This window comes from Pseudomonas sp. RSB 5.4 (genome assembly GCF_037126175.1).
GTDB classification, from domain to species: domain Bacteria; phylum Pseudomonadota; class Gammaproteobacteria; order Pseudomonadales; family Pseudomonadaceae; genus Aquipseudomonas; species Aquipseudomonas fluorescens_H.
Genome location: NZ_CP146986.1, coordinates 5,623,859 through 5,645,723, shown reverse-complemented (window position 1 = coordinate 5,645,723; position 21,865 = coordinate 5,623,859). Strand labels below are relative to the sequence as shown.

The window sequence follows — 21,865 nt, the reverse complement described above, 5'->3', positions numbered from 1 at the left end:
GATTCACAGATGATCAATGCCAGTCTGCTGCAAATGGTGATCAACGCGTCGAACGATGGAATTGTGGTGGCAGAGAAAGAAGGCGAGCAGGACAACATCCTGATCTATGTAAATCCGGCCTTCGAACGCCTGACCGGCTACACCAGCGAAGAAATTCTCTATCAGGACTGCCGTTTTCTGCAGGCCGGAGACCGCGATCAGGCGAGCCTGGCGCGGATTCGCGAGGTGCTGCGCAACGGTGGATCGTGTCGGGAAACACTGCGCAACTACCGCAAGGACGGCACGCCGTTCTGGAATGAACTGTCACTGTCGACGGTGAAAAACGCGGATGACGGGATGACTTACTTCGTCGGCGTGCAGAAGGATGTGACCGTTCAGGTCAAGGCCCAGCAACGTGTGGCACTGCTGGAAGCCGAGGTCGCCGCACTGCAGGCGGAGCTGGCAGCTTTGAAAGCGACGAACGGCGCAAACAAAACTGCGAACTAAGTGTCATTAACTACAATCACCAATGACTTTGTAACTATTTCTTTCGAGCCAGGCCATGCAACGCGACGCACTCCTGACCCAGGATGAGCTGGATTTCATCCAGACCATGCAGCATAACCCGCAGCTTAATGTGCGGGATGCGACGTCGAGCCTGTTGGTCAACGGTGGTTCGCAAATCCGCGATCTGCTCACGCGCCTCGCTGCTCACGAACAAGTTACCATTCAGGCCAACTTCGAAAACCAGCAGATGACTTTCCCACTGCATCTGGTGGAGGACGAATTCCACGCGCTGCATCTGCGTCTCGGTGTACCCAGCATTTACGAAGACGGCCCGATGATCCGGCCATGGCGTCTGACGCTCGAGGAACCGGTGGCACTGGAAAACGCCAAGGGCCAGCCGGGGGCGATGTGGGTTCACGAGGTATCGCACAAAGGCCTGCTGCTGGAGATGCGCAACAAAACCAAACCGCCGAGGCATTTCGCCCTGTGGTTCAGCCCGTCAGGGTATGAGCGGATCTCCCTGCGTGGCAACTTCGAGCGAGAGACCGAACAGGGTTTCTTTGCCTATGAACTCAGCCAGACCGATGCCGACGAAACCGAACGCCTGCGCCAGTTCATCCTGCAGCAACATCGCCTGACCCACCCTGCCCTGCACACCTGAAATTCACGTATCCAGTTTGCCCGCGAGGAACTGCGTCATGCGCTGACGCATTGTCGCCCCTTCGTTGCCCAGACAGCCAATTGAAGAACCCGCCAAGCTGTCCTGCGCCAGATCCGCGGTATCACCGGCCAGCATCACCTGACAATCGAGGCTCAAGGCCAGACGGTTCAACCGTCGCGGCAAATCGGCTGTCGGAGCGTGATTGGAAAACAGCACCAGCGCCTGCGGCTTGATCCGCTCGCACACCAGCGCCAACTCATCGAATGGCTGACCGGTGGTCAGCACCCGCACCCCGGCGTCATTGCCGCTGAGAAACAACGCGGCGACCAGCAACTCGAGCTCCCGGCACTGACCGGCCAGCGCGCTGACGACCACCTTGCGCGGCTGCGTGCCGCGCAGCACGACGATGCGCTGCAAGACCCGCGCACGCAGAAAGCCATCGAAAAACAGCCACTCGCTGGTCTGGCCGAAGGCGTCCTGGCGCTGCAGCATCTGCAGCCACAAAGGCATGAGGATGTCGTGAAACACCACCGGCAACGCGTAGGACGAGAAGATCTGGTTGTAGACCTGATCCAGCGCCCGGTCGTCAAATGAACTGACGGCGAGTTGCACCTGCTGCTGCCACTGCGCGTAATCAGCCTGTACCAGATCATCGGAAATGATATGGGCCAAGGCTTTCAACGGCTCGGTCCTGGCGAGGATCTTGCCGACCTTGCTCACGGCCACGCCGCGATCAATCCAGTCGACAATGCTGCGCACACGCTCGATTTCGGTCATCGAATACAGACGATGCCCGCTTTCGGTGCGCGTTGGTTGAATCAACCCGTAGCGACGCTCCCATGCACGTAGCGTGACGGGATTCACGCCCGTCAGCCGCGAAACCTCACGAATGGGAAACAGCTCTTCACGCTCGAGCGTGACAGAGGCCTGCGAGGCAGGGTGAATGTCCGTTTTGACAGGCATTGTCCGATCAATGTCCTTGATGGTTCTTGGATCCCATTCTATATCCGATGCCCCATCAGCGTTCAAGCAATGATCTGCGACGAACGTCTCTGGTTTAATCACGAAAATCAGGAATAATCCTTGCTTGTTGAAAAGCGCAGGCTCCTACCCCCGCCTGCGTATTGCGAAGTTCCTACCCGGAGCGACGCACTCGGAATACGGAGATACATAATGTCTACTTCCCCCGTCACGCTGATGGTTGCGCGTCGCGTCGCCGACGGCCGCTATCAGGACCTGATGGCCTGGCTGCGCGAAGGCGAACAACTGGCCACAGACTTTCCCGGTTACCTGGGTTCCGGCGTGCTCGCTCCGCCACCCGGTGACAACGAATTCCAGATCATTTTCCGCTTCGTCGACGAGCAGACCCTGCACGCCTGGGAGCACTCGGCCTCGCGTACCGCGTGGCTGGCCCGTGGCAGCGATCTGTTTGCACACCCCAAAGAGCACCGCGTCAGCGGCATCGAAGGCTGGTTCGGCGCGGCCGGTCAACGGCCACCGCGCTGGAAACAGGCCGTGGCGATCTGGCTGGCGTTCTTCCCGGTGTCGCTGCTGTTCAACTTTGTCCTCGGGCCATTGCTCGGCGAGATGAGCCTGCTGCCGCGGGTGTTGATCAGCACGGCGTGCCTGACGCCGTTGATGGTGTATTTCTTTATTCCGTTGTCGACGCGGTTGCTGGCGAACTGGCTGAACAGTGTTCCAGCACCTCGACTGCCTGTTGAACCAGTGTCTCAAAACCGCTGAGCGCCCATGTGGGAGCGGGCTTGCTCGCGAAAGCGTCGTGCCAGTTGATGCATCCGTGCCTGGCACACCGCCTTCGCGAGCAAGCCCGGCTCCCACAAAAGCACAGCACCCGTCTTGCGATAGGTGGGCACCCCGCGTCACTGTTATAGTTTTTACTCCCACCGCGACGCGAGCCGTTCATGACCACTTCTTCCGCCCCGATCCTCATCACCGGTGCCGGCCAGCGTGTCGGTCTGCACTGCGCGCAGCGTTTGCTTGAGGACGGCCATCGGGTCATCTTTACCTACCGCAGCGAACGTCCCGGCGTGCAAACCTTGCAGGATCTGGGCGCTATCGGCGTGTTCGCGGACTTTTCCAGCGAAGCTGCCATCCTTGCCTTCATCGATGAACTGAAGACCCGCACCGATAGCCTGCGCGCCATCGTGCACAACGCCTCCGAATGGCTGGCGGAAACCCCGGGCAGTGAAGCCGAGGCCTTCACACGCATGCTCAATGTGCACATGCTCGCGCCGTACCTGATCAATCTGCACTGCGCCGCCCTGCTCAAGCGCTCGACGCCGGCCGACATTATCCACATCAGCGACGATGTCACGCGCAAGGGCAGCAGCAAACACATCGGTTATTGCGCCAGCAAGGCCGGGCTCGACAGCCTGACCCTGTCCTTCGCCGCGCGCTATGCGCCGGCAATCAAGGTCAACGGCATCGCACCGGCCCTGCTATTGTTCAATCCCGACGACGACGCGGCGTACCGCGCCAAGGCGCTGGCCAAATCCGCGCTGGGCATCGAGCCCGGCAGCGAAGTGATCTACCAGAGCCTGCGCTATCTGCTCGACAACCCCTATGTCACCGGCACGACCCTGACCGTCAACGGCGGACGTCACGTCAAATAAGTTGCTGCGCGAGGATCTGCCATGACCCGTTCCCTGCCCGAGAATTACCGCGAGATCCTCATCGGCCTCGGCGAAGATCCCGACCGCGAAGGCTTGCTCGACACGCCGCTGCGCGCGGCGAAAGCCATGCAGTATCTGTGTCATGGCTACGAACAGAGTGTGGATGAGATCGTCAATGGCGCGCTGTTCGCTTCCGACAGCGACGAGATGATCATCGTCGCCGACATCGAGCTCTACTCGTTGTGCGAACATCACCTGCTGCCCTTCATCGGCAAGGCCCATGTGGCTTATATTCCGACAGGCAAGGTGCTGGGCCTGTCGAAGATCGCGCGACTGGTGGACATGTTCGCCCGGCGCCTGCAGATTCAGGAAAACCTCACCCGGCAGATTGCCGATGCGGTGCAACAGGTCACCGATGCCGCCGGCGTCGCGGTGGTCATCGAGGCCCGGCACATGTGCATGATGATGCGCGGTGTCGAGAAACAGAATTCGACCATGAACACCTCGGTCATGCTCGGCGCCTTTCGCGAGTCGAGCAACACCCGCCAGGAGTTCCTGCAATTGATTGGACGGAGCAAGTAAATGTCACAACTTCAACCGGGAATGGCGCGCATCCGGGTCAAGGATCTGCGCCTGCGCACCTTTATCGGGATCAACGAGGACGAGATCCTCAACAAGCAGGATGTGCTGATCAACCTCACCATCCAGTACGCCGCGCAGGAAGCGGTGCGCGACAACGACATCGACCACGCGCTGAACTATCGCACCATCACCAAGGCGATCATCGCCCACGTCGAGGGCAATCGCTTTGCGCTGCTCGAACGCCTGACCCAGGAGTTGCTGGACCTGGTGATGACCAATACCGCGGTGCTGTACGCCGAAGTCGAAGTCGACAAGCCGCATGCGCTGCGGTTTGCCGAGTCGGTGTCGATCACCCTCGCTGCCAGCCGCTGAGCATGTCTGGCGCATCGCGTGCCAGACTTTTATCATCCGCGCCACGAATAGACTGCACAGAGCCCATCATGACCGAGCAACAACGCCTCGAACTCGAAGCCGCCGCCTTCCGCCGGCTGGTCGCCCACCTGGACAGCCGCAAGGACGTGCAGAACATCGACCTGATGAACCTCGCCGGGTTCTGCCGCAACTGCCTGTCCAAGTGGTACAAGGCTGCCGCCGATGAGCAGCAGATCGAGGTCAGCCTCGATGACGCCCGCGAAGTGGTTTACGGCATGCCTTACGCCGAGTGGAAAGCCCAATATCAGCAAGAAGCCAGCGCCGAGCAACAAGCGGCGTTCGCCAAAGGAAAACCCAATGAGTGATCTGAACACCCTGCGCGCCAGCCTCAAAAGCGGCGAGCACGCTTTCGCCGACACCCTGGCTTTCATCGCCGCCGGTTACGACTATCAGCCTCAGGCGTTCAACAACGGTGGCGTGGAAAACGCCGCCGGGCAGAACGAAGGCTCGTGCAAGACCCTGGGCCTGGCACTGCTGGAAGGCCTGAGCGATGAAGAAGCGCTGCTGGCGTTCGGTGAACATTACCGTTCGGTGGTGGCGACGCCTGAGGGCAGCGACCACGGCAATATCCGTGCGCTGATCAAGCACGGTCTGGCGGGTGTGAAGTTCGAAACGCAGCCCCTGACCCGCCGCTGATATCAGATCTAACACCATTCCCTGTGGGAGCGGGCTTGCTCGCGAAGGCGCCGTGTCAGGCGACTTTTCTTTGTCTGAGACAACGCTTTCGCGAGCAAGCCCGCTCCCACAGGGTTATGCGGTGTAGCGGAAACACGGGCACAAAAAAACCGGCCGAAGCCGGTTTTTTTGTGTCTGCGATTTAGAACGAAGCGTTCTGCAGACCGTCCAGGTAACGCTCGGTGTCCAGTGCCGCCATGCAGCCGGCGCCGGCCGAGGTGATGGCCTGACGGTAAACGTGGTCGGCCACGTCACCGGCAGCGAAGATGCCTTCGACGCTGGTTGCAGTCGCGTTGCCGTCACGGCCGCCCTGCACCACCAGGTAACCGTCTTTCAGGGTCAACTGGCCTTCGAACAGCGAAGTGTTCGGAGTGTGGCCGATCGCGATGAATACGCCGTCGACCTTGATTTCGTCGAAGCTGCCGTCGTTGTTCTTCAGACGCGCACCGGTCACGCCCATGTTGTCGCCCAGCACTTCGTCGAGGTTGGCGTTCAACTTGAGGATGATCTTGCCTTCGGCCACACGGGCGTTGAGCTTGTCGATCAGGATCTTTTCGGCGCGGAAGGTTTCGCGACGGTGGATCAGGGTCACGGTGCTGGCGATATTGGCCAGGTACAGTGCTTCCTCAACAGCGGTGTTGCCACCGCCGACCACAGCCACTGGCTTGTTGCGGTAGAAGAAACCGTCGCAGGTCGCGCAGGCCGAAACGCCTTTGCCCATGAACGCTTCTTCCGACGGCAGGCCCAGGTAACGAGCGCTGGCGCCGGTGGCGATGATCAGGGCGTCGCAGGTGTAAGTCGCGCTGTCGCCGGTCAGGGTGTATGGCTTGGCAGCGAAGTCCACGGCGTTGATGTGATCGAAAACGATCTCGGTTTCAAAGCGCTCGGCGTGCTCGCGCATCCGCTCCATCAGCGCCGGACCGGTCAGGCCGTGAACGTCGCCTGGCCAGTTGTCGACTTCGGTGGTGGTGGTCAATTGACCGCCAGCCTGCATGCCGGTGATCAGCAGTGGCTTGAGGTTGGCACGGGCGGCGTAGACCGCAGCGCTGTAACCGGCAGGGCCGGAACCGAGAATAATCACTCGCGAATGACGGACTTCAGACATGACCTGCTCCTGTTGACCGAGCCGAAAGACTGGCGCGGAACGCCGGACTGCCGGCGGGAATAAAAAAGGACTGTGGATAACCTTGGGGAAGGCATGAGCTCGACAGTCCTGTAAAAAGTTGGGTGCAGCGTATCGAGGGGGGCAAGATTAAGGAAATACGGTTTAACAATCCAGCTCATAGGTGGTCTCTATGCGCAGACTCCGACCAGATCGACGTCTTTGTTACAGTGAATGTCGATCGCTCTGCCGCGCTTTCGCACGCAGTGCAAAGCCGGTAAGGTCGGCGCGTTTTCCCTTGCTCGGAGCACCTTATGCCCGCACCTGTTCTGTCCGGCCCGCAATACCTGCGCGAAGGCCTCAAACTGGTTCTCAGCCCCGGCCTGCGCCTGTTCGTGTTGCTGCCACTGGCAATCAACCTGGTGCTGTTCGTCGGATTGATCTATCTGGCCGGCCATCAGTTCAGCCTGTGGGTCGACAGCCTGATGCCATCGCTGCCCGACTGGTTGAGTTTCCTCAGCTACATCCTCTGGCCGCTGTTCGTGGTGCTGGTGGCGTTGATGGTGTTCTTCACCTTCACCATGCTCGCCAACGTGATCGCCGCGCCGTTCAACGGCTTCCTCGCGGAAAAAGTCGAAGTGGTGGTGCGCGGCACCGATGATTTCCCGGCCTTCAGCTGGGGCGAGCTGATCGCTATGATCCCGCGTACCCTCGCCCGGGAAATGCGCAAACTCGGCTACTTCCTGCCCCGGGCGATCGGCCTGTTCATCCTCTCGTTCATCCCGGTGGTGAACATCGTCGCCGCACCGCTGTGGCTGCTGTTCGGCGTGTGGATGATGGCGATCCAGTACATCGACTACCCGGCGGACAACCACAAACTGGGCTGGAACGAAATGCTCGCCTGGCTGCGCCAGAAGCGCTGGCAGAGCATGAGTTTTGGCGGGATCGTCTATCTGGCGCTGCTGATTCCAGTGGTCAACATCCTGATGATGCCGGCCGCTGTGGCCGGGGCAACATTGTTCTGGGTGCGTGAACGGGGTGCGGAGAACCTCGTCACGCAGCGATAGGCCGCCCCAGACAGCCAGTCACAAATCCATCATCCGAACGTCACAGGCACGACATGGCCTCAGCCGACACTGAGGTCATGACGACAGCTCTGCATATCACCCTGATCAGCGAAACCTTCCCACCGGAAATCAACGGGGTGGCCAATACCCTTGGCCGCTTGTGCGATGGCTTGCGCGCGCGTGGACATCAGGTGGAGCTGGTGCGACCGCGTCAGGCGGGCGATCCGCAGCGCGTCGAGGACGATGCCTTGCTGTTGTGTCGGGGCTGGCCGTTGCCGGGTTATCCCGGACTGCAATGGGGTCAGTCGTCGATGCACAAGCTGCTGCGGCGCTGGAAACGTCAGCGCCCGGACGTTTTGTACATCGCCACCGAAGGCCCACTCGGTTTGTCGGCGTTGCGCGCGGCGCGACGTCTGGGGATCTCGGTGGTCAGCGGCTTTCACACCAATTTTCAGCAATACACCAACCAATACGGGCTGAGTTTGCTGACGCGCTTGCTCACGCATTATCTGCGCTGGTTTCATAACCGCTCGGCAATGACCCTGGTGCCCAGTGTCAGTCAGCGCCTGGAACTGGAGCGTCGGCATTTCGATCGCCTCGCCCTGCTGTCCCGTGGCGTGGACAGCCAGTTGTTTCATCCGGCCAAGCGGTTGAACGGCTTGCGTGAACAATGGGGTTTGTCCGAGCAGGACATCGCGGTGGTTCACGTCGGACGTCTGGCCCCGGAGAAAAACCTCGGCCTGCTCAAGCGCTGCTTCGACACCCTGTGCAGCACTTATCCACAGCGCAATCTGAAGCTGATCGTGGTCGGCGACGGACCGCAACGTCTGGCGCTGGAAAAGGACATTCCGCAAGCGATCTTCTGTGGTTCACAACGAGGCGAAGCTTTGGCAGCGCACTATGCGTCCGGCGATATCTTTCTGTTTCCGAGCATGACCGAAACCTTCGGCAACGTGGTGCTTGAAGCACTGGCGTCCGGTCTGGGGGTGGTGGCTTACGATCAGGCTGCGGCGGCGCAGCACATCCGTCACGGCTACAACGGCGTGTTGGCGATGCCCGGTGATGAGGAAGCGTTTTGCGATGCGGCGGCGTGGTTATTGGAAGAGGACGAGCGCTTGCGCTGTGTGCGTCTGAATGCGCGGCAGCATGCCAGTCGCCAGGGGTGGGCGGCGATCATCGAGCAGTTTGAAAAGCATTTGCGTGGGGCGTGTGTGCGGGAGCAGGTGTTGCCGAATGCGCAGACATTGCCTTAGATAATCGTCGACTCTGATGCCCTCTTCGCGAGCAAGCCCGCTCCCACATTTGGAATGCATTTCAAAATGTGGGAGCAGGTGGTGCCGAATGCGCAGACATTACCTTAGATAATCGTCGACTCTGATGCCCTCTTCGCGAGCAAGCCCGCTCCCACATTTGGAACGCATTTCAAAATGTGGGAGCAGATGGTGCCGAATGCGCAGACATTGCCTTAGATATCGTCGACTCTGATGCCCTCTTCGCGAGCAAGCCCGCTCCCACATTTGGAATGCATTTCAAAATGTGGGAGCGGGCTTGCTCGCGAAGGGGTCGGTAATGGCGACGCTTAAACCAGGGTCATCAACGCCTCACGGCTGAACGGCAGAATGTCCTGCTCACGCCCTTCACGGACTTTCAGCGCCCAGTCCGGATCTACCAGCAGCGCACGGCCCACCGCCACCAGATCGAACTCGTCGTTGTTCAGACGCTCCAGCAGTTTCTCCAGGCTCGCCGGTTGCGCGACTTTATCGGTGTTGACCATGAACTGCAGGAACTCGCCGTCCAGACCGACGCTGCCCACGGTGATGGTCGGTTTGCCGGTCAGCTTGCGCGTCCAGCCCGCCAGGTTCAGCTCGGAACCATCAAATTCAGGCTCCCAGAAACGCCGCGTCGAGCAGTGGAAAATGTCCACCCCGGCGTCGGCCAACGGCTTGAGGAATTCGCCCAGCGCCTCCGGGGTCTGCACCAGACGCGCGGTGTAATCCTGCTGCTTCCACTGCGAAAAACGGAAGATGATCGGGAAGCCTTCACCGACTGCCGCACGCACCGCTTGAATCAACTCGATGGCGAACCGCGAACGGTTGGCCAGGCTGCCGCCGTATTCATCGGTACGCTGGTTGCTGCCTTCCCAGAAGAACTGGTCGATCAGATAGCCGTGGGCGCCGTGGATTTCCACGCCGTCCATGCCGATGCTTTGCGCATCCTTCGCCGCTTGGGCGAAAGCACCGATCACCTCCTGAATGTCCTGTTTGGTCATGCCGTGCACCACGACCTGGCCATCCTTGAGTTTTTCCGTCGGGCCGTAAGCCGGGACGCTGGCGTCCGGCTCGGTGCCGATGCGGCGCACGCTGCCGACGTGCCACAGTTGCGGAACGATCTTGCCGCCCTCTGCGTGTACCGCATCAACCACCTTCTTCCAGCCCGCCAGTGGCGCTTCGCCGAAGAACTGCGGCACGTTCGGGTAACCGTTGGAAGCCTTGTGACCGACGGTGGTGCCTTCGGTGATGATCAGACCAACACCGGCCGCAGCGCGGCGACGGTAGTACTCGATCACTTTGGAATTGGGTACGCCACCTGGGGAAAACGAGCGGGTCATCGGCGCCATGACCACACGGGTCGGCAGTTCGAGGGCACCGAGGTGGAACGGTTTGAACAGGGCTTGAACCGGCATTGGAAGGCTCCACAGGGAATGACTTTATGACGGCGATAATATGAACAGTCCGTGCCTTTGAACAGCACTATTGATCTGAATGATTAAGGGTCAAAAGTCAGGCAAAAAAAATCGCAGCTCAATGGCTGCGATTTTTGTGTTTCAGCCCAGCGCTTTTTCAATCGCGTGGACAATGGTCGGATCATCCGGCGGCGTGCGCGGCGAGAATCGCGCCAATACCCGGCCATCCTTGCCGAGCAGGAATTTCTCGAAGTTCCAGGTGATATCCCCCGGAAACTCTGCGCCCTCGCCCGCCAGCAAGCGGTACAGCTGATGACGATCATGGCCGTTGACTTCAAGCTTGCTCGACAACGGAAACGTCACACCATAGTTCAGGCTGCAGAACTCCTGGATTTGCTGTTCGGTACCTGGCTCCTGACCGGCAAACTGATTGCACGGCAGGCCCAGCACACTGAAGCCTTTGTCTTTGAATTGCTGATAGAGGTTTTCCAGTGCCGCGTACTGTGGGGTCAAGCCGCATTTGGAGGCGACGTTGACCACCAGCACGACTCGGCCCTTGAAAGGCGCCAGCGGTAGCTCCTGACCATCCAGGGCTGTCAACTTAAGGTCGTGAAAAGCACTCATGACGTACTCCAGGGATTCCCGTGTTCTACTCGAAACAGCCACTTGGCGAGGCCACCAAGGACAGCCGCGGACTAAAAAGGCGCCCGCAGGCGCCTCTCCAGTACTCGAAGCTTAGCGCAGAAAATCAGTGGTGATGGCCACCTTCGCCATGGACGTGGCCATGAGCGACTTCTTCCTGGCTGGCATCACGAACGGCAACGACCTTCACTTTGAAGTTCAGGCGCTGACCGGCGAGTGGGTGGTTACCGTCGACGGTGACGTCGTCGCCGTCCAGGTCACGGATGGTCACGATCTGCATCTGGCCGTCCGGCGCCGAAGCGTGGAACTGCATGCCGACTTCCAGCTCGTCAACGCCTTCGAACATGCTGCGGCTCAGGGTGCTGACCAGTTCAGCGGCGTATTCGCCGTAAGCGTCTTCCGGCTCAACGGAAACTTCCAGCTCGTCACCGACAGCTTTGCCTTCCAGAGCTTTTTCCAGGCCCGGGATGATGTTGCCTGCGCCTTGCAGGTAGACCAGCGGAGCGCCGCCGGCGGAGCTGTCGATGACCTCACCAGCGTCGTTGGTCAGGGTATAGTCGATGGAGACAGCCTTATTGGCGGCGATCAGCATGGGGCGAGACCTTTTGCATAAGAATATAGAAAGGCCAAGTTTAGCGAAGCAATCGCGCGAAAGCGAACACAACCCGGACAAACGGGATTCGACGCTCACCGGCTTCCATCAGGATGAAGACGGTCACTGGGTGGCCGAGCTTTCCTGTGGCCACACCCAGCACCTGCGTCACCAGCCGCCGTGGCAATCGCGGGCCTGGGTTCTTGATCCGGCGCAACGTATTGAAAAAATAGGCCAACCCTTTGCCTGCGGTTGGTGCGCACAAGGCTCGGTTAGCGATAACCTTGGCGACTGAATTGCGGTAGGCGGTCACGTATAGATCGCCACCATTGCCATGCACCCTTAGAGAATCCGCATGCAAACTTTTTTTATCGCACCCACCGATTTTGGCGTGGGTCTGACCTCCATCAGCCTCGGGCTGGTGCGTACCCTGGAGCGGGCCGGTCTGAAAGTCGGCTTCTTCAAACCGATTGCCCAGCCGCATCCGGGCGATACCGGCCCTGAGCGTTCCACCGAACTGGTGGCGCGCACCCACGGCCTGAAACCGCCGCAGCCACTGGGCCTGGCCCACGTCGAGCGGATGCTCGGCGACGGCCAGCTCGATGAGTTGCTCGAAGAAATCATCGCCCTTTATCAGCAAGCCGCCATCGGTAAAGACGTGCTGGTGGTCGAAGGCATGGTGCCTACTCGCAGCGCCAGTTACGCCGCGCGGGTCAACCTGCACCTGGCCAAGAGCCTGGATGCCGAGGTGATTCTGGTCTCGGCGCCGGAAAACGAAGTGCTCGCCGAACTCTCCGGCCGCGTCGAATTGCAGGCGCAACTGTTCGGCGGCCCGAAAGACCCGAAAGTCCTCGGCGTGATCCTCAACAAGGTCAAGACCGATGAAAGCATGGACGCCTTCGCCACACGTCTGAAGGAGCATTCGCCGCTGTTGCGCAGCGGTGATTTCCGCCTGCTCGGCTGCATTCCGTTCCAGCCGGAACTCAATGCGCCGCGCACTCGTGACGTCGCCGACCTGATGGGCGCGCAGGTGCTCAACGCCGGCGATTACGAAACCCGGCGCATGACCAAAATCATCATCTGCGCCCGTACCATGCGCAACACCGTGGAGCTGCTCAAACCCGGCGTGCTGGTGGTGACCCCGGGTGACCGCGACGACATCATTCTTGCGGTCAGCCTCGCGGCGTTGAACGGCGTACCGCTGGCCGGCCTGTTGCTGACCAGCGATACCCTGCCCGATCCGCGCATCATGGACTTGTGCCGTGGCGCGTTGCAGGCCGGTCTGCCGGTGTTGTCGGTGAGCACCGGCTCCTACGACACCGCCAACCTGCTCAATGGCCTGAACAAGGAAATCCCCATTGATGACCGCGAGCGCGCGGAGATCATCACCGACTTCGTCGCCAGCCACCTCGACGCCAAGTGGCTGCATCAGCGCTGCGGCACCCCGCGGGAAATGCGCCTGTCACCCGCGGTATTCCGCTATCAACTGATTCAACGGGCGCAGTCGGCGAACAAACGTATCGTCCTGCCTGAAGGCAGCGAGCCGCTCACCGTGCAAGCGGCAGCAATCTGCCAGGAGCGCGGCATCGCCCGTTGTGTCTTGCTGGCCAAACCCGAGGACGTCGAGGCGGTGGCCCGCGCGCAAGGTATCGAGTTGCCGCCGGGGCTGGAGATTCTCGATCCGGATTTGATCCGCGAGCGCTACATCGAGCCGATGGTCGCCCTGCGCAAAAGCAAAAGCCTCAACGCGCCGATGGCCGAACAGCAACTGGAAGACACCGTGGTGATCGGCACCATGATGCTCGCGCTGAATGAGGTCGACGGTCTGGTCTCGGGCGTGATCAACACCACCGCCAACACCATCCGCCCGGCCCTGCAACTGATCAAGACCGCACCGGGCTGCACGCTGGTGTCGTCGGTGTTCTTCATGCTGTTCCCCGAAGAAGTGCTGGTCTACGGCGACTGCGTGATGAACCCGCACCCGAGCGCAACAGAACTGGCCGAGATCGCTCTGCAAAGCGCCGACTCGGCTGCCGCATTCGGCATCACCCCGCGCGTGGCGATGATCAGTTACTCCAGCGGCGAATCGGCCAGCGGCGAAGAAGTCGAGAAAGTCCGCGAAGCCACCTTGCTCGCCCACGAGCAACAGCACTCGCTGCTGATCGACGGCCCGCTGCAATACGACGCTGCTGCCAACGCAGACGTCGCCCGGCAACTGGCACCGAACAGCCAGGTGGCCGGTCGCGCCACGGTGTTCGTCTTCCCCGACCTGAACACCGGCAACACCACCCACAAAGCCGTGCAGCGCAGCGCCGACTGCGTCAGCCTCGGCCCGATGCTGCAAGGCCTGCGCAAACCGGTGAACGACCTGCCGCGCGGCGCGCAGGTCGACGACATCGTCTACACCATCGCCCTGACCGCGATTCAAGCCGCCAACCGACCTATGGATGTGTAAATGCTGGACTTCCTGCCCGCCCCGATTCGCGGCGTAATCGCCGCGCTGCTGTTGGCGCTCAATACGATTCTGCTGTGCTCGTTCCTGTTCTGCGTGGCGCTGATCAAAGTGCTGCCCTTCGACCTCGCCCGCCGCGCCTCACTGTGGCTGATGAGCCACACCCACGAAGCGTGGATCAGCAACAACAAAGCCTGGATGAACCTGGTGCGCCGCACGCGCTGGCACATCAGCGGCCTGCAAGGTCTGGACTACCAACACTCGTACCTGATCACCAGCAACCACCAGAGCTGGGTCGACATCCTGGTGCTGCAATACGTGCTCAACCGCCGGATCCAGCCGCTGAAGTTCTTCCTCAAGCAGGAGCTGATCTGGGTCCCGGTGATCGGTCTGGCGTGGTGGGCGCTGGGCTTCCCGTTCATGAAGCGCTACTCCAAGGCCTACCTGGAGAAGCACCCGGAAAAGAAAGGCAAAGACCTCGAAACCACGCGCAAGACCTGCGCGAAATTCCGCAACAACCCGGTGGGGATTTTCAACTTCGTCGAAGGCACCCGCTTCACCGAAGGCAAACATGCGCAACAGCAGTCACCGTTCAAATACCTGCTCAAACCCAAGGCCGGCGGCATCGCGTTTGTGCTCGATGCCATGGGCGAACAGTTGGAATCGATCGTCAACGTAACCATTCACTACCCGGGCGGGCGCCCGGGTTTCTGGGATCTGCTGTGCGGCAACGTGCGCGACGTGGTGGTGCACTTTGAAGAACTGAAAATCCCCCCGGCATTCATCGGCAAGAACTACGACCAGGACGGCGAATATCGCCTGCAATTCCAGGGCTGGATCAACCAGCTGTGGCAGGACAAGGATGCGCTGCTGGAACAGATGCACCGCGAATTCGCAGACAAACGTTAATCCCCTGTAGGAGCGAGCCTGCTCGCGATAGCGGTGGATCAGCCACTCCCCATGTTGAACGACATACCGCTATCGCGAGCAGGCTCACTCCTACAATTGGATGAGGTGCATTCAGTTAGGGATTGGTCGGCTGGCAAGCCAGCTCCCACAAAATCAAGATCAAAAGATCGCAGCCTGCGGCAGCTCCTACAGGGAAGATAATTACAACCCGCACGCGGCGCATGCCGCCCCACTCCAGGATGAGCGCAAGCTCGGCTGTCGCTCTTGATCTTGATCTTGATCCACAGGCGACATCGGAAGGCTGAGCGGAGGGATTGATCCGGGGGTGGGAGCGCAGCGACCGTTTGGCGCAGCCAAACACAGCGAGAGGAGGTGCAGCGAAGCAAACCGGAGGCGCTGCCCCCGGATCAATCCCGCAGCGAAGGGACCCCGAGCCCCAGCGAGCGGGCCGAACGCAGGAGCAAGCCTTTTTGGTTACTTTTTCGGCGTCTGGAAAAAGTGACCCGCCGTAAGGGCGGAACCCCAAGCAGCCGTTACCGCAGCAACGGATATACACCCAAAATCCAAGAGCATGGTCGGCCCAAAGGCCGCCACCGCCAAAAACCAAATACCCCCCAATAAAAAAGCCCGCCGATGATCACTCATCCACGGGCTCTTCATTTCCAGCTAACGCTTAAATCGCTCCACGCTGACGCAGCAGATCCAGCACTTGCTTAACGCTTTCTTCCAACGACAACGACTGCGTGTCGATCACCAGATCAGCATTCAGCGGCACGTCATACGGGAACGACTCACCCGGAATATTATCGCCACCCGCAGCATACAAGCCCTGCGGATCACGCTCGGCACACACCGCCGGCGAAGCCTGCACATAAACCGTCAGCAGACGCTCCTTACCGATCAGATCCTTGGCCTGTTCGCGACCTTCAGCACTCGGCGCAACAAACGCCGCCAGGGTCAACAGACCGGCCTCGTTGAACTGACGCGCCACATGCGCGGCACGCCGCCAGTTCTCGGTGCGGCCAGCACGATCCTGCGGCAGCCCCTTGTTCAGGTCGTGACGCAGATTCTGACCATCCAGCACAAACACCGCACGGCCCATGTCGAACAGCTTGCGCTCGACCGCATAGGCCAGCGTGCTCTTGCCCGCGCCCGACAGACCGCTGAACAACACGGTAGCCGGCTGCTGGCCGAAGCGCTGGGCACGTTCCTCAGTGGCAACGTGAGCCAGTTTGCCGTGGTGCGAGGCAGTCCCGTGAGCCACTGGCTGAGCGATGATCATGCCGGCGCCGACGGTGCCGTTGGTCAGACGATCGATGACGATGAACGCGCCAGTGGTGCGGTTGCTGTCGTAACCCTCGAGGGCGATCGGCGCGTCGAGCGCGATCTTCACCTTGCCGATTTCGTTGAGCTGCAACGCGCTCGCCGGGCCTTCTTCGAGGGTGTTCACGTCGACCTTGTTGACGATGCTGGCGATCGAGCCCGGCACATAACTGGTCGCACGTTTGATGTCGTATTTTTTGCCCGGCAGCATCGGCTCTTCAGCCATCCACACCAGCATCGCTTCGAAGCTGTCGGTGACCGGCGGCACGTTGTCGGCATGCACCAGCAGGTCGCCGCGGGAGATGTCGATTTCGTCTTCCATAGTCAGCGTCACCGCTTGACCCGGGCCGGCCTGCTCCAGCTCACCTTCGAAGGTGACGATGGATTTGACGCGACTGCTCTTGCCCGACGGCAGAACCACCACTTCGTCGCCCTTGTGCACGATGCCACTGGCGAGGGTGCCAGCGAAACCGCGGAAGTTCAGGTTCGGACGGTTGACGTACTGCACCGGGAAACGCAGATCGGTGAAGTTGCGGTCGCCCGCCACTTCCACGGTCTCGAGGATTTCCATCAGCGACTGGCCTTTGTACCAAGGCGAGCGCTCGGACTTGTTCACCACGTTGTCACCCTTGAGGGCAGACATCGGCACGAAGTGCATGCTGGTCGGCTTCATCTTCAAGCCTTCGGCGAACTTCAGGTAGTCGGCCTTGATCGACTCGAACACGCCTTCATCGAAGTCCTTCAGGTCCATCTTGTTGATGGCGACGACGATGTGCTTGATGCCGAGCAACGAGGCGATGAAGCTGTGGCGACGGGTCTGGGTCTGCACGCCGTAACGGGCGTCGACCAGGATGATCGCCAGGTCACAGGTGGACGCACCGGTGGCCATGTTGCGCGTGTACTGCTCATGGCCTGGGGTGTCGGCGATGATGAATTTGCGCTTGGCGGTGGAGAAATAGCGGTAGGCGACATCGATGGTGATGCCCTGTTCACGCTCGGCCTGCAGGCCGTCGACCAGCAATGCCAGGTCGATGTCGTCACCGGTGGTGCCGACTTTCTTCGAATCGCGGGTGATGGCTTCCAGGTGATCTTCGTAGATCATCTTGGAGTCGTGCAGCAGGCGCCCGATCAGGGTGCTCTTGCCGTCATCGACGTTACCGCAGGTCAAAAAGCGCAGCAGCTCTTTACGCTCGTGCTGGCCCAGGTAGGCGAGGATGTCCTCGCTGATCAAATCAGATTGGTGCGACATGACAACCCCTTAGAAATAACCCTGACGTTTCTTGTCTTCCATCGAGCCTGCGCCATCGTGGTCGATGACCCGGCCCTGGCGCTCGGAAGTTCGCGTCAGGAGCATTTCCTGAATGATGTCCGTGAGGGTTTCAGCCTCGGACTCCACCGCGCCCGTCAACGGGTAGCAGCCAAGGGTACGGAAACGCACTTTCTTTTTGACGATGCGTGCCTTGTCCTCGTCGGACAGGTGTTCGAGGATACGGTCGTCGTCGATCATGATCAGCGTGCCGTTCTTCTCGATCACTTCACGCTCGGCGGCGAAGTACAGCGGCACGATCGGGATGCCTTCGAGGTAGATGTACTGCCAGATGTCCAGTTCGGTCCAGTTCGACAACGGGAATACACGAATGGATTCGCCCTTGTTGACCTTGCCGTTGTAGACGTTCCACAGCTCCGGACGCTGGTTCTTCGGGTCCCAGCGATGCTTGCTGTCGCGGAACGAGTACACACGCTCCTTGGCGCGGGACTTCTCTTCATCGCGACGGGCACCGCCGAACGCGGCGTCGAAACCATGCTTGTCGAGTGCCTGCTTCAGGCCCTCGGTCTTCATGATGTCGGTGTGCTTGGCGCTGCCGTGGGTGAACGGATTGATGTTCTGCGCCACGCCATCGGGGTTGATGTGAGTGATCAGGTCCAGGCCCAGCTCTTCGACCATCTTGTCGCGGAACTTGTACATCTCCTGGAATTTCCAGCGAGTGTCGACGTGCATCACCGGAAACGGCAGTTTGCCCGGGAAGAACGCCTTGCGTGCCAGATGCAGCATCACGGCGGAGTCTTTACCGATGGAGTACAGCATCACCGGGTTGTCGAACTCGGCGGCCACCTCGCGGATGATGTGGATGCTTTCCGCCTCCAGCTGTTTCAGATGCGTCAGTTTGTCGACCATGGCTACTCACGAAAGCTTTCTTATGAACGGCCAGCGGGCCGTGTTCGAGCGGGGAATCCTAGCACAGCGACCTCTTCTAATCAGGACGCCTACTAGATCGAAAGGGCATATGAATATGCCCACCAGTTCGGCCGTGAAACGCTGTTCCTGTGGGAGCGGGCTTGCTCGCGAAGGCGGAGGATCAGTCAAAATCATTGTTGAATGACACACCGCTTTCGGGAGCAAGCCCCCTCCCACACTGGACAGATGTTTAGTCTCAGATCGGGTTCGGGCAGTCGATGAAGATGTGTTCGAGGGCAAAACGCTTCGCCAGATAATCGCCCAGCGCCTGCACGCCATAGCGCTCGGTGGCATGGTGGCCGGCGGCGATAAAGCTGATGTCGTTTTCCCGAGCGCTGTGAAAAGTCTGCTCGGAGGCTTCACCGCTGAGGAACAGATCAACACCCGCCGCTACGCCCTGGTCGATATAGCCCTGCCCGCCACCGGTGCACCAGCCGACCCGACGGATCATCGCACTGCCTTCGACCAGCAGCGGTTCGCGGCCCATGACCTCTTGAACCTTGCGCGCGAAATCACGCGGGGTCATCGGCTCATTCAACGAGCCGACCAGCCCGACAATCTTCAGATTGTCCGGGTCCAGCGGCCCTTCGACGGTAATGTCCAACTGACGCGCCAGTTGCACGTTGTTGCCGACTTCCGGATGCAGGTCCAGCGGCAGGTGATAGGCGAGCAGACTGATGTCGTGCTTGAGCAGCGTCTTCAGGCGCCGCTGCTTCATGCCGGTGATGCACGGGTTCTCGCCCTTCCAGAAATAGCCGTGATGCACCAGCACCAGATCGGCCTCGGCTTCCACCGCGGCATCGAGCAACGCCTGACTGGCAGTCACGCCGCTGACGATACGCATCACCTGCGGACGGCCTTCGACCTGCAGGCCGTTGGGGCAGTAATCGGCGATTTTCGCACTGCCGAGGTAACGGTCGGCTTCTTCGACCAGGGTGCTGAGGGCGACGGCCATGAAAGACTCCTAAATATCCCGTTCAGAGGCACGCGCGGCCTCGTATAATGCGCGACATTATGGGCGGTCTGACCCCGCCTGCAACTTTTCCAGGACGTGCTTAATGCTCAAGGCGCTGCGTTTTTTCGGCTGGCCGCTGTTGGCCGGTGTGCTTATCGCTCTGTTGATTATTCAACGTTACCCGCAGTGGGTCGGGCTACCCAGCCTCGACGTCAACCTGCAACAGGCCCCGCAAACCACCAGCGTGCAGCAGGGGCCGGTGTCCTATGCGGACGCAGTGGTCATCGCCGCACCGTCGGTGGTCAACCTCTACACCACCAAGGTCATCGCCAAACCGGCGCATCCGCTGTTTGAGGATCCGCAGTTCCGGCGTTTCTTCGGTGACAACTCGCCGAAGCAGAAACGCATGGAATCGAGCCTCGGCTCCGGCGTGATCATGAGCCCGGAAGGCTACATTCTGACCAACAACCACGTGACGACGGGCGCCGACCAGATCGTGGTGGCGCTCAAGGACGGTCGTGAAACCCTCGCCCGCGTCATCGGCAGCGACCCGGAAACCGACCTCGCGGTACTGAAGATCGACTTGAAAAACCTGCCGGCAATCACCGTCGGCCGCTCCGACAGTATTCGCATCGGCGACGTCGCGCTGGCCATCGGCAACCCGTTCGGCGTCGGCCAGACCGTGACCATGGGCATCATCAGCGCCACCGGGCGTAACCAGTTGGGCCTGAACAACTACGAAGACTTCATCCAGACCGACGCGGCGATCAACCCGGGCAACTCCGGCGGCGCACTGGTCGATGCCAACGGCAACCTCACCGGGATCAACACCGCGATCTTCTCCAAGTCCGGCGGCTCGCAGGGCATCGGTTTTGCGATCCCGGTGAAACTGGCGATGGAAGTGATGAAGTCGATCATCGAGCACGGTCAGGTGATTCGTGGCTGGCTCGGTATTGAAGTGCAGCCGCTGACCCAGGAACTGGCCGAGTCGTTTGGCCTGTCCGGGCGTCCGGGAATTGTTGTGGCGGGAATCTTCCGCGATGGCCCGGCACAGAAGGCCGGCCTGCAACTGGGTGACGTGATTCTGAGTATCGACGGCGAACCGGCCGGTGATGGCCGCAAGTCAATGAACCAGGTGGCGCGGATCAAGCCGACCGACAAGGTGACCATCCAGGTCATGCGCAACGGCAAGGAACTGAAGCTGACCGCTGAAATCGGCCTGCGTCCGCCGCCGGCGCCGGTCAAAGAAGAAGAGTAAGCGCCTTCCCAAAACAATGTAGGAGTGAGCCTGCTCGCGATGGCGCCGGGTCAGTCAGCATAAATGTTGAATGTCCGTCCGCTATCGCGAGCAGGCTCACTCCTACAGGGGGCAGCGCTGTATCAAAGGTCGCCGAGGCCGTCGATAAGCGCCTGGTTCTGCTCCGGCGTACCGATCGAAATCCGCAGGAACTGGGCAATCCGCTCCTGCTTGAAGTGACGCACGATCACACCCTGCTCGCGCAGTTTGGCTGCCAGCCCTGCTGCATCGTGTTGCGGGTGACGGGCGAAGATGAAGTTCGCCGCCGACGGCAGCACTTCAAAGCCTTTGGCCTGCAACTGGGCGATCACCCATTCGCGACTTTCGATGACCAGACGGCAGGTCTTGTCGAAATACTCGCGATCCTCGAACGCCGCCGCCGCACCGACAATCGCCAGGCGATCCAGCGGATAGGAGTTGAAGCTGTTCTTGATCCGCTCCAGCGCTTCGATCAGATCCGGATGACCCACCGCCAGACCGACGCGCAGCCCGGCCAGCGAGCGCGACTTGGACAGGGTCTGGGTCACCAGCAGATTCGGATAACGATCCACCAGACTGATCGCGGTTTCGCCGCCGAAGTCGATGTAGGCCTCATCCACGACCACCACCGAATCCGGGCTGGCCTTGAGGATCTGCTCGACCGCTTCCAGTGCCAGCAGGCAACCGGTCGGTGCGTTCGGATTGGGAAAAATGATCCCGCCGTTCGGTTTGGCGTAGTCGGCCGGGTTGATCTGGAACTGCGCGTCCAGCGGCACGGCATCGAACTGGATGCCGTACAGACCGCAATACACCGGATAGAAGCTGTAGCTGATGTCCGGGAACAGCAGCGGCTGCTCGTGTTGCAGCAGACCGTGGAAGATGTGCGCCAGCACTTCGTCCGAACCGTTGCCGAGGAACACCTGATTGCTCTGCACGCCGTAGTAGTGGGCGACAGCGGTTTTCAGCAGATCGCTGTTCGGGTCCGGGTACAGGCGCAGGTTGTCGTTGAGCTCGGTCTGCATCGCTGCCAGTGCTTTGGGCGACGGGCCGTAGGGATTTTCGTTGGTATTGAGCTTGACCAGTTTGGTCAGCTTCGGCTGTTCGCCCGGCACATACGGCACCAGATCCTTGACGAACGAGCTCCAGAATTTACTCATGT

23 protein-coding genes are annotated in these 21,865 nt (G+C 60.4%); 14 read left to right on the top strand and 9 right to left on the bottom strand.

The features are described from left to right. Positions 1–9: 9 nt before the first annotated feature. A complete protein-coding gene (locus V9L13_RS25370) occupies positions 10–486 on the top strand; it encodes a PAS domain-containing protein (RefSeq protein ID WP_338800835.1) in 477 nt (158 codons plus the stop codon). Between the two features lie 55 nt (positions 487–541). Further along, positions 542–1,147: a hypothetical protein gene (locus V9L13_RS25365; RefSeq protein ID WP_003221742.1), complete on the top strand. Its 606-nt coding sequence runs from the start codon at positions 542–544 to the stop codon at positions 1,145–1,147. Positions 1,148–1,150: 3 nt separating this feature from the next. On the opposite strand, the gene V9L13_RS25360 is transcribed toward V9L13_RS25365, so the two are convergent. After that, complete coding sequence (locus tag V9L13_RS25360; RefSeq protein WP_338800834.1) at positions 1,151–2,110, bottom strand: MerR family transcriptional regulator; 960 nt, start codon at positions 2,108–2,110, stop codon at positions 1,151–1,153. A 210-nt stretch (positions 2,111–2,320) separates the two neighbouring features. Here V9L13_RS25360 and V9L13_RS25355 point away from each other — a divergent pair, with 210 nt between their 5' ends. The 6 genes from V9L13_RS25355 (at position 2,321) to V9L13_RS25330 (ending at position 5,430) form a co-directional block, all read left to right on the top strand. Beyond that, the gene (locus V9L13_RS25355) at positions 2,321–2,890 is read left to right on the top strand and encodes a hypothetical protein (protein WP_003221739.1); all 570 of its coding nucleotides are present in this window, start codon (positions 2,321–2,323) and stop codon (positions 2,888–2,890) included. Positions 2,891–3,069: 179 nt separating this feature from the next. After that, positions 3,070–3,780 (top strand): dihydromonapterin reductase, encoded by a 711-nt coding sequence (gene folM / locus V9L13_RS25350; RefSeq protein WP_338800833.1) that lies wholly within the window; start codon positions 3,070–3,072, stop codon positions 3,778–3,780. Between the two features lie 21 nt (positions 3,781–3,801). Then, positions 3,802–4,362, top strand: coding sequence for a GTP cyclohydrolase I FolE (gene folE, locus V9L13_RS25345; RefSeq protein ID WP_003221735.1), 561 nt, complete (start codon positions 3,802–3,804; stop codon positions 4,360–4,362). Further along, positions 4,363–4,734 (top strand): dihydroneopterin triphosphate 2'-epimerase, encoded by a 372-nt coding sequence (folX, locus tag V9L13_RS25340; protein ID WP_003221732.1) that lies wholly within the window; start codon positions 4,363–4,365, stop codon positions 4,732–4,734. A 68-nt stretch (positions 4,735–4,802) separates the two neighbouring features. After that, complete coding sequence (locus V9L13_RS25335; protein ID WP_003221730.1) at positions 4,803–5,099, top strand: DUF1244 domain-containing protein; 297 nt, start codon at positions 4,803–4,805, stop codon at positions 5,097–5,099. Beyond that, entirely contained in the window at positions 5,092–5,430 is a 339-nt protein-coding gene (locus V9L13_RS25330; RefSeq protein WP_003221728.1) for a HopJ type III effector protein, read from the top strand. Before V9L13_RS25335 ends, V9L13_RS25330 begins: the two co-directional genes overlap by 8 nt. A gap of 181 nt (positions 5,431–5,611) precedes the next feature. On the opposite strand, the gene trxB is transcribed toward V9L13_RS25330, so the two are convergent. Next, complete coding sequence (gene trxB / locus V9L13_RS25325) at positions 5,612–6,574, bottom strand: thioredoxin-disulfide reductase (RefSeq protein ID WP_003221727.1); 963 nt, start codon at positions 6,572–6,574, stop codon at positions 5,612–5,614. A gap of 311 nt (positions 6,575–6,885) precedes the next feature. Between trxB and cysZ the strand changes: the two genes are divergently transcribed. Continuing rightward, the gene (gene cysZ, locus V9L13_RS25320) at positions 6,886–7,638 is read left to right on the top strand and encodes a sulfate transporter CysZ (protein ID WP_007968036.1); all 753 of its coding nucleotides are present in this window, start codon (positions 6,886–6,888) and stop codon (positions 7,636–7,638) included. Between the two features lie 53 nt (positions 7,639–7,691). Next, positions 7,692–8,891, top strand: coding sequence for a glycosyltransferase family 1 protein (locus V9L13_RS25315; protein WP_338800832.1), 1,200 nt, complete (start codon positions 7,692–7,694; stop codon positions 8,889–8,891). Between the two features lie 326 nt (positions 8,892–9,217). On the opposite strand, the gene V9L13_RS25310 is transcribed toward V9L13_RS25315, so the two are convergent. From V9L13_RS25310 to V9L13_RS25300, 3 genes are all read right to left on the bottom strand, one after another. Further along, entirely contained in the window at positions 9,218–10,321 is a 1,104-nt protein-coding gene (locus V9L13_RS25310; RefSeq protein ID WP_338800831.1) for an NADH:flavin oxidoreductase, read from the bottom strand. A gap of 141 nt (positions 10,322–10,462) precedes the next feature. Then, positions 10,463–10,945, bottom strand: coding sequence for a glutathione peroxidase (locus tag V9L13_RS25305; protein ID WP_103486179.1), 483 nt, complete (start codon positions 10,943–10,945; stop codon positions 10,463–10,465). 124 nt (positions 10,946–11,069) lie between these two features. After that, positions 11,070–11,555 carry a peptidylprolyl isomerase gene (locus tag V9L13_RS25300; protein ID WP_003221719.1) on the bottom strand — a complete coding sequence of 162 codons (486 nt, stop codon included), beginning with the start codon at positions 11,553–11,555 and terminating at the stop codon, positions 11,070–11,072. Between V9L13_RS25300 and V9L13_RS25295 the strand changes: the two genes are divergently transcribed. The 3 genes from V9L13_RS25295 to V9L13_RS25285 are packed head-to-tail and all read left to right on the top strand — an operon-like array spanning position 11,524 to position 14,916. After that, positions 11,524–11,850, top strand: coding sequence for a DUF3565 domain-containing protein (locus V9L13_RS25295; protein ID WP_103486182.1), 327 nt, complete (start codon positions 11,524–11,526; stop codon positions 11,848–11,850). The genes V9L13_RS25300 and V9L13_RS25295 overlap by 32 nt on opposite strands. A gap of 60 nt (positions 11,851–11,910) precedes the next feature. Continuing rightward, positions 11,911–14,010, top strand: coding sequence for a phosphate acetyltransferase (gene pta / locus V9L13_RS25290; RefSeq protein ID WP_338800830.1), 2,100 nt, complete (start codon positions 11,911–11,913; stop codon positions 14,008–14,010). Then, positions 14,011–14,916, top strand: coding sequence for an acyltransferase (locus V9L13_RS25285; protein ID WP_003221717.1), 906 nt, complete (start codon positions 14,011–14,013; stop codon positions 14,914–14,916). 673 nt (positions 14,917–15,589) lie between these two features. Here the strand turns inward: V9L13_RS25285 and cysN are convergent. The 3 genes from cysN to V9L13_RS25270 all read right to left on the bottom strand — a co-directional run bounded on the left by cysN (position 15,590) and on the right by V9L13_RS25270 (position 19,430). Next, entirely contained in the window at positions 15,590–17,488 is a 1,899-nt protein-coding gene (gene cysN / locus V9L13_RS25280) for a sulfate adenylyltransferase subunit CysN (protein ID WP_338800829.1), read from the bottom strand. A 9-nt stretch (positions 17,489–17,497) separates the two neighbouring features. After that, the gene (cysD, locus tag V9L13_RS25275) at positions 17,498–18,415 is read right to left on the bottom strand and encodes a sulfate adenylyltransferase subunit CysD (RefSeq protein ID WP_003221715.1); all 918 of its coding nucleotides are present in this window, start codon (positions 18,413–18,415) and stop codon (positions 17,498–17,500) included. A 256-nt stretch (positions 18,416–18,671) separates the two neighbouring features. Further along, complete coding sequence (locus V9L13_RS25270; RefSeq protein ID WP_003221714.1) at positions 18,672–19,430, bottom strand: Nif3-like dinuclear metal center hexameric protein; 759 nt, start codon at positions 19,428–19,430, stop codon at positions 18,672–18,674. A gap of 103 nt (positions 19,431–19,533) precedes the next feature. On the opposite strand from V9L13_RS25270, the gene algW reads away from it, so the two are divergent. Then, entirely contained in the window at positions 19,534–20,688 is a 1,155-nt protein-coding gene (gene algW / locus V9L13_RS25265) for a Do family serine endopeptidase AlgW (RefSeq protein ID WP_045122296.1), read from the top strand. Positions 20,689–20,810: 122 nt separating this feature from the next. On the opposite strand, the gene hisC is transcribed toward algW, so the two are convergent. Then, a complete protein-coding gene (gene hisC, locus V9L13_RS25260; RefSeq protein ID WP_338800828.1) occupies positions 20,811–21,863 on the bottom strand; it encodes a histidinol-phosphate transaminase in 1,053 nt (350 codons plus the stop codon). Positions 21,864–21,865: the final 2 nt, after the last annotated feature.

Excerpts from the sequence above, each read along its gene's own strand:
- V9L13_RS25360 (WP_338800834.1), bottom strand. The coding sequence starts at position 2,110 with ATGCCTGTCAAAACGGACATTCACCCTGCCTCGCAGGCCTCTGTCACG.
- V9L13_RS25335 (WP_003221730.1), top strand. The coding sequence starts at position 4,803 with ATGACCGAGCAACAACGCCTCGAACTCGAAGCCGCCGCCTTCCGCCGG.
- V9L13_RS25300 (WP_003221719.1), bottom strand. The coding sequence starts at position 11,555 with ATGCTGATCGCCGCCAATAAGGCTGTCTCCATCGACTATACCCTGACC.
- V9L13_RS25285 (WP_003221717.1), top strand. The coding sequence starts at position 14,011 with ATGCTGGACTTCCTGCCCGCCCCGATTCGCGGCGTAATCGCCGCGCTG.
- pta (WP_338800830.1), top strand. The coding sequence starts at position 11,911 with ATGCAAACTTTTTTTATCGCACCCACCGATTTTGGCGTGGGTCTGACC.
- V9L13_RS25365 (WP_003221742.1), top strand. The coding sequence starts at position 542 with ATGCAACGCGACGCACTCCTGACCCAGGATGAGCTGGATTTCATCCAG.
- V9L13_RS25370 (WP_338800835.1), top strand. The coding sequence starts at position 10 with ATGATCAATGCCAGTCTGCTGCAAATGGTGATCAACGCGTCGAACGAT.
- trxB (WP_003221727.1), bottom strand. The coding sequence starts at position 6,574 with ATGTCTGAAGTCCGTCATTCGCGAGTGATTATTCTCGGTTCCGGCCCT.
- cysD (WP_003221715.1), bottom strand. The coding sequence starts at position 18,415 with ATGGTCGACAAACTGACGCATCTGAAACAGCTGGAGGCGGAAAGCATC.
- folX (WP_003221732.1), top strand. The coding sequence starts at position 4,363 with ATGTCACAACTTCAACCGGGAATGGCGCGCATCCGGGTCAAGGATCTG.
- V9L13_RS25270 (WP_003221714.1), bottom strand. The coding sequence starts at position 19,430 with ATGGCCGTCGCCCTCAGCACCCTGGTCGAAGAAGCCGACCGTTACCTC.
- V9L13_RS25305 (WP_103486179.1), bottom strand. The coding sequence starts at position 10,945 with ATGAGTGCTTTTCACGACCTTAAGTTGACAGCCCTGGATGGTCAGGAG.
- hisC (WP_338800828.1), bottom strand. The coding sequence starts at position 21,863 with ATGAGTAAATTCTGGAGCTCGTTCGTCAAGGATCTGGTGCCGTATGTG.
- V9L13_RS25295 (WP_103486182.1), top strand. The coding sequence starts at position 11,524 with ATGGAGACAGCCTTATTGGCGGCGATCAGCATGGGGCGAGACCTTTTG.
- folM (WP_338800833.1), top strand. The coding sequence starts at position 3,070 with ATGACCACTTCTTCCGCCCCGATCCTCATCACCGGTGCCGGCCAGCGT.
- cysN (WP_338800829.1), bottom strand. The coding sequence starts at position 17,488 with ATGTCGCACCAATCTGATTTGATCAGCGAGGACATCCTCGCCTACCTG.
- cysZ (WP_007968036.1), top strand. The coding sequence starts at position 6,886 with ATGCCCGCACCTGTTCTGTCCGGCCCGCAATACCTGCGCGAAGGCCTC.
- folE (WP_003221735.1), top strand. The coding sequence starts at position 3,802 with ATGACCCGTTCCCTGCCCGAGAATTACCGCGAGATCCTCATCGGCCTC.
- V9L13_RS25330 (WP_003221728.1), top strand. The coding sequence starts at position 5,092 with ATGAGTGATCTGAACACCCTGCGCGCCAGCCTCAAAAGCGGCGAGCAC.
- V9L13_RS25355 (WP_003221739.1), top strand. The coding sequence starts at position 2,321 with ATGTCTACTTCCCCCGTCACGCTGATGGTTGCGCGTCGCGTCGCCGAC.
- V9L13_RS25315 (WP_338800832.1), top strand. The coding sequence starts at position 7,692 with ATGGCCTCAGCCGACACTGAGGTCATGACGACAGCTCTGCATATCACC.
- algW (WP_045122296.1), top strand. The coding sequence starts at position 19,534 with ATGCTCAAGGCGCTGCGTTTTTTCGGCTGGCCGCTGTTGGCCGGTGTG.
- V9L13_RS25310 (WP_338800831.1), bottom strand. The coding sequence starts at position 10,321 with ATGCCGGTTCAAGCCCTGTTCAAACCGTTCCACCTCGGTGCCCTCGAA.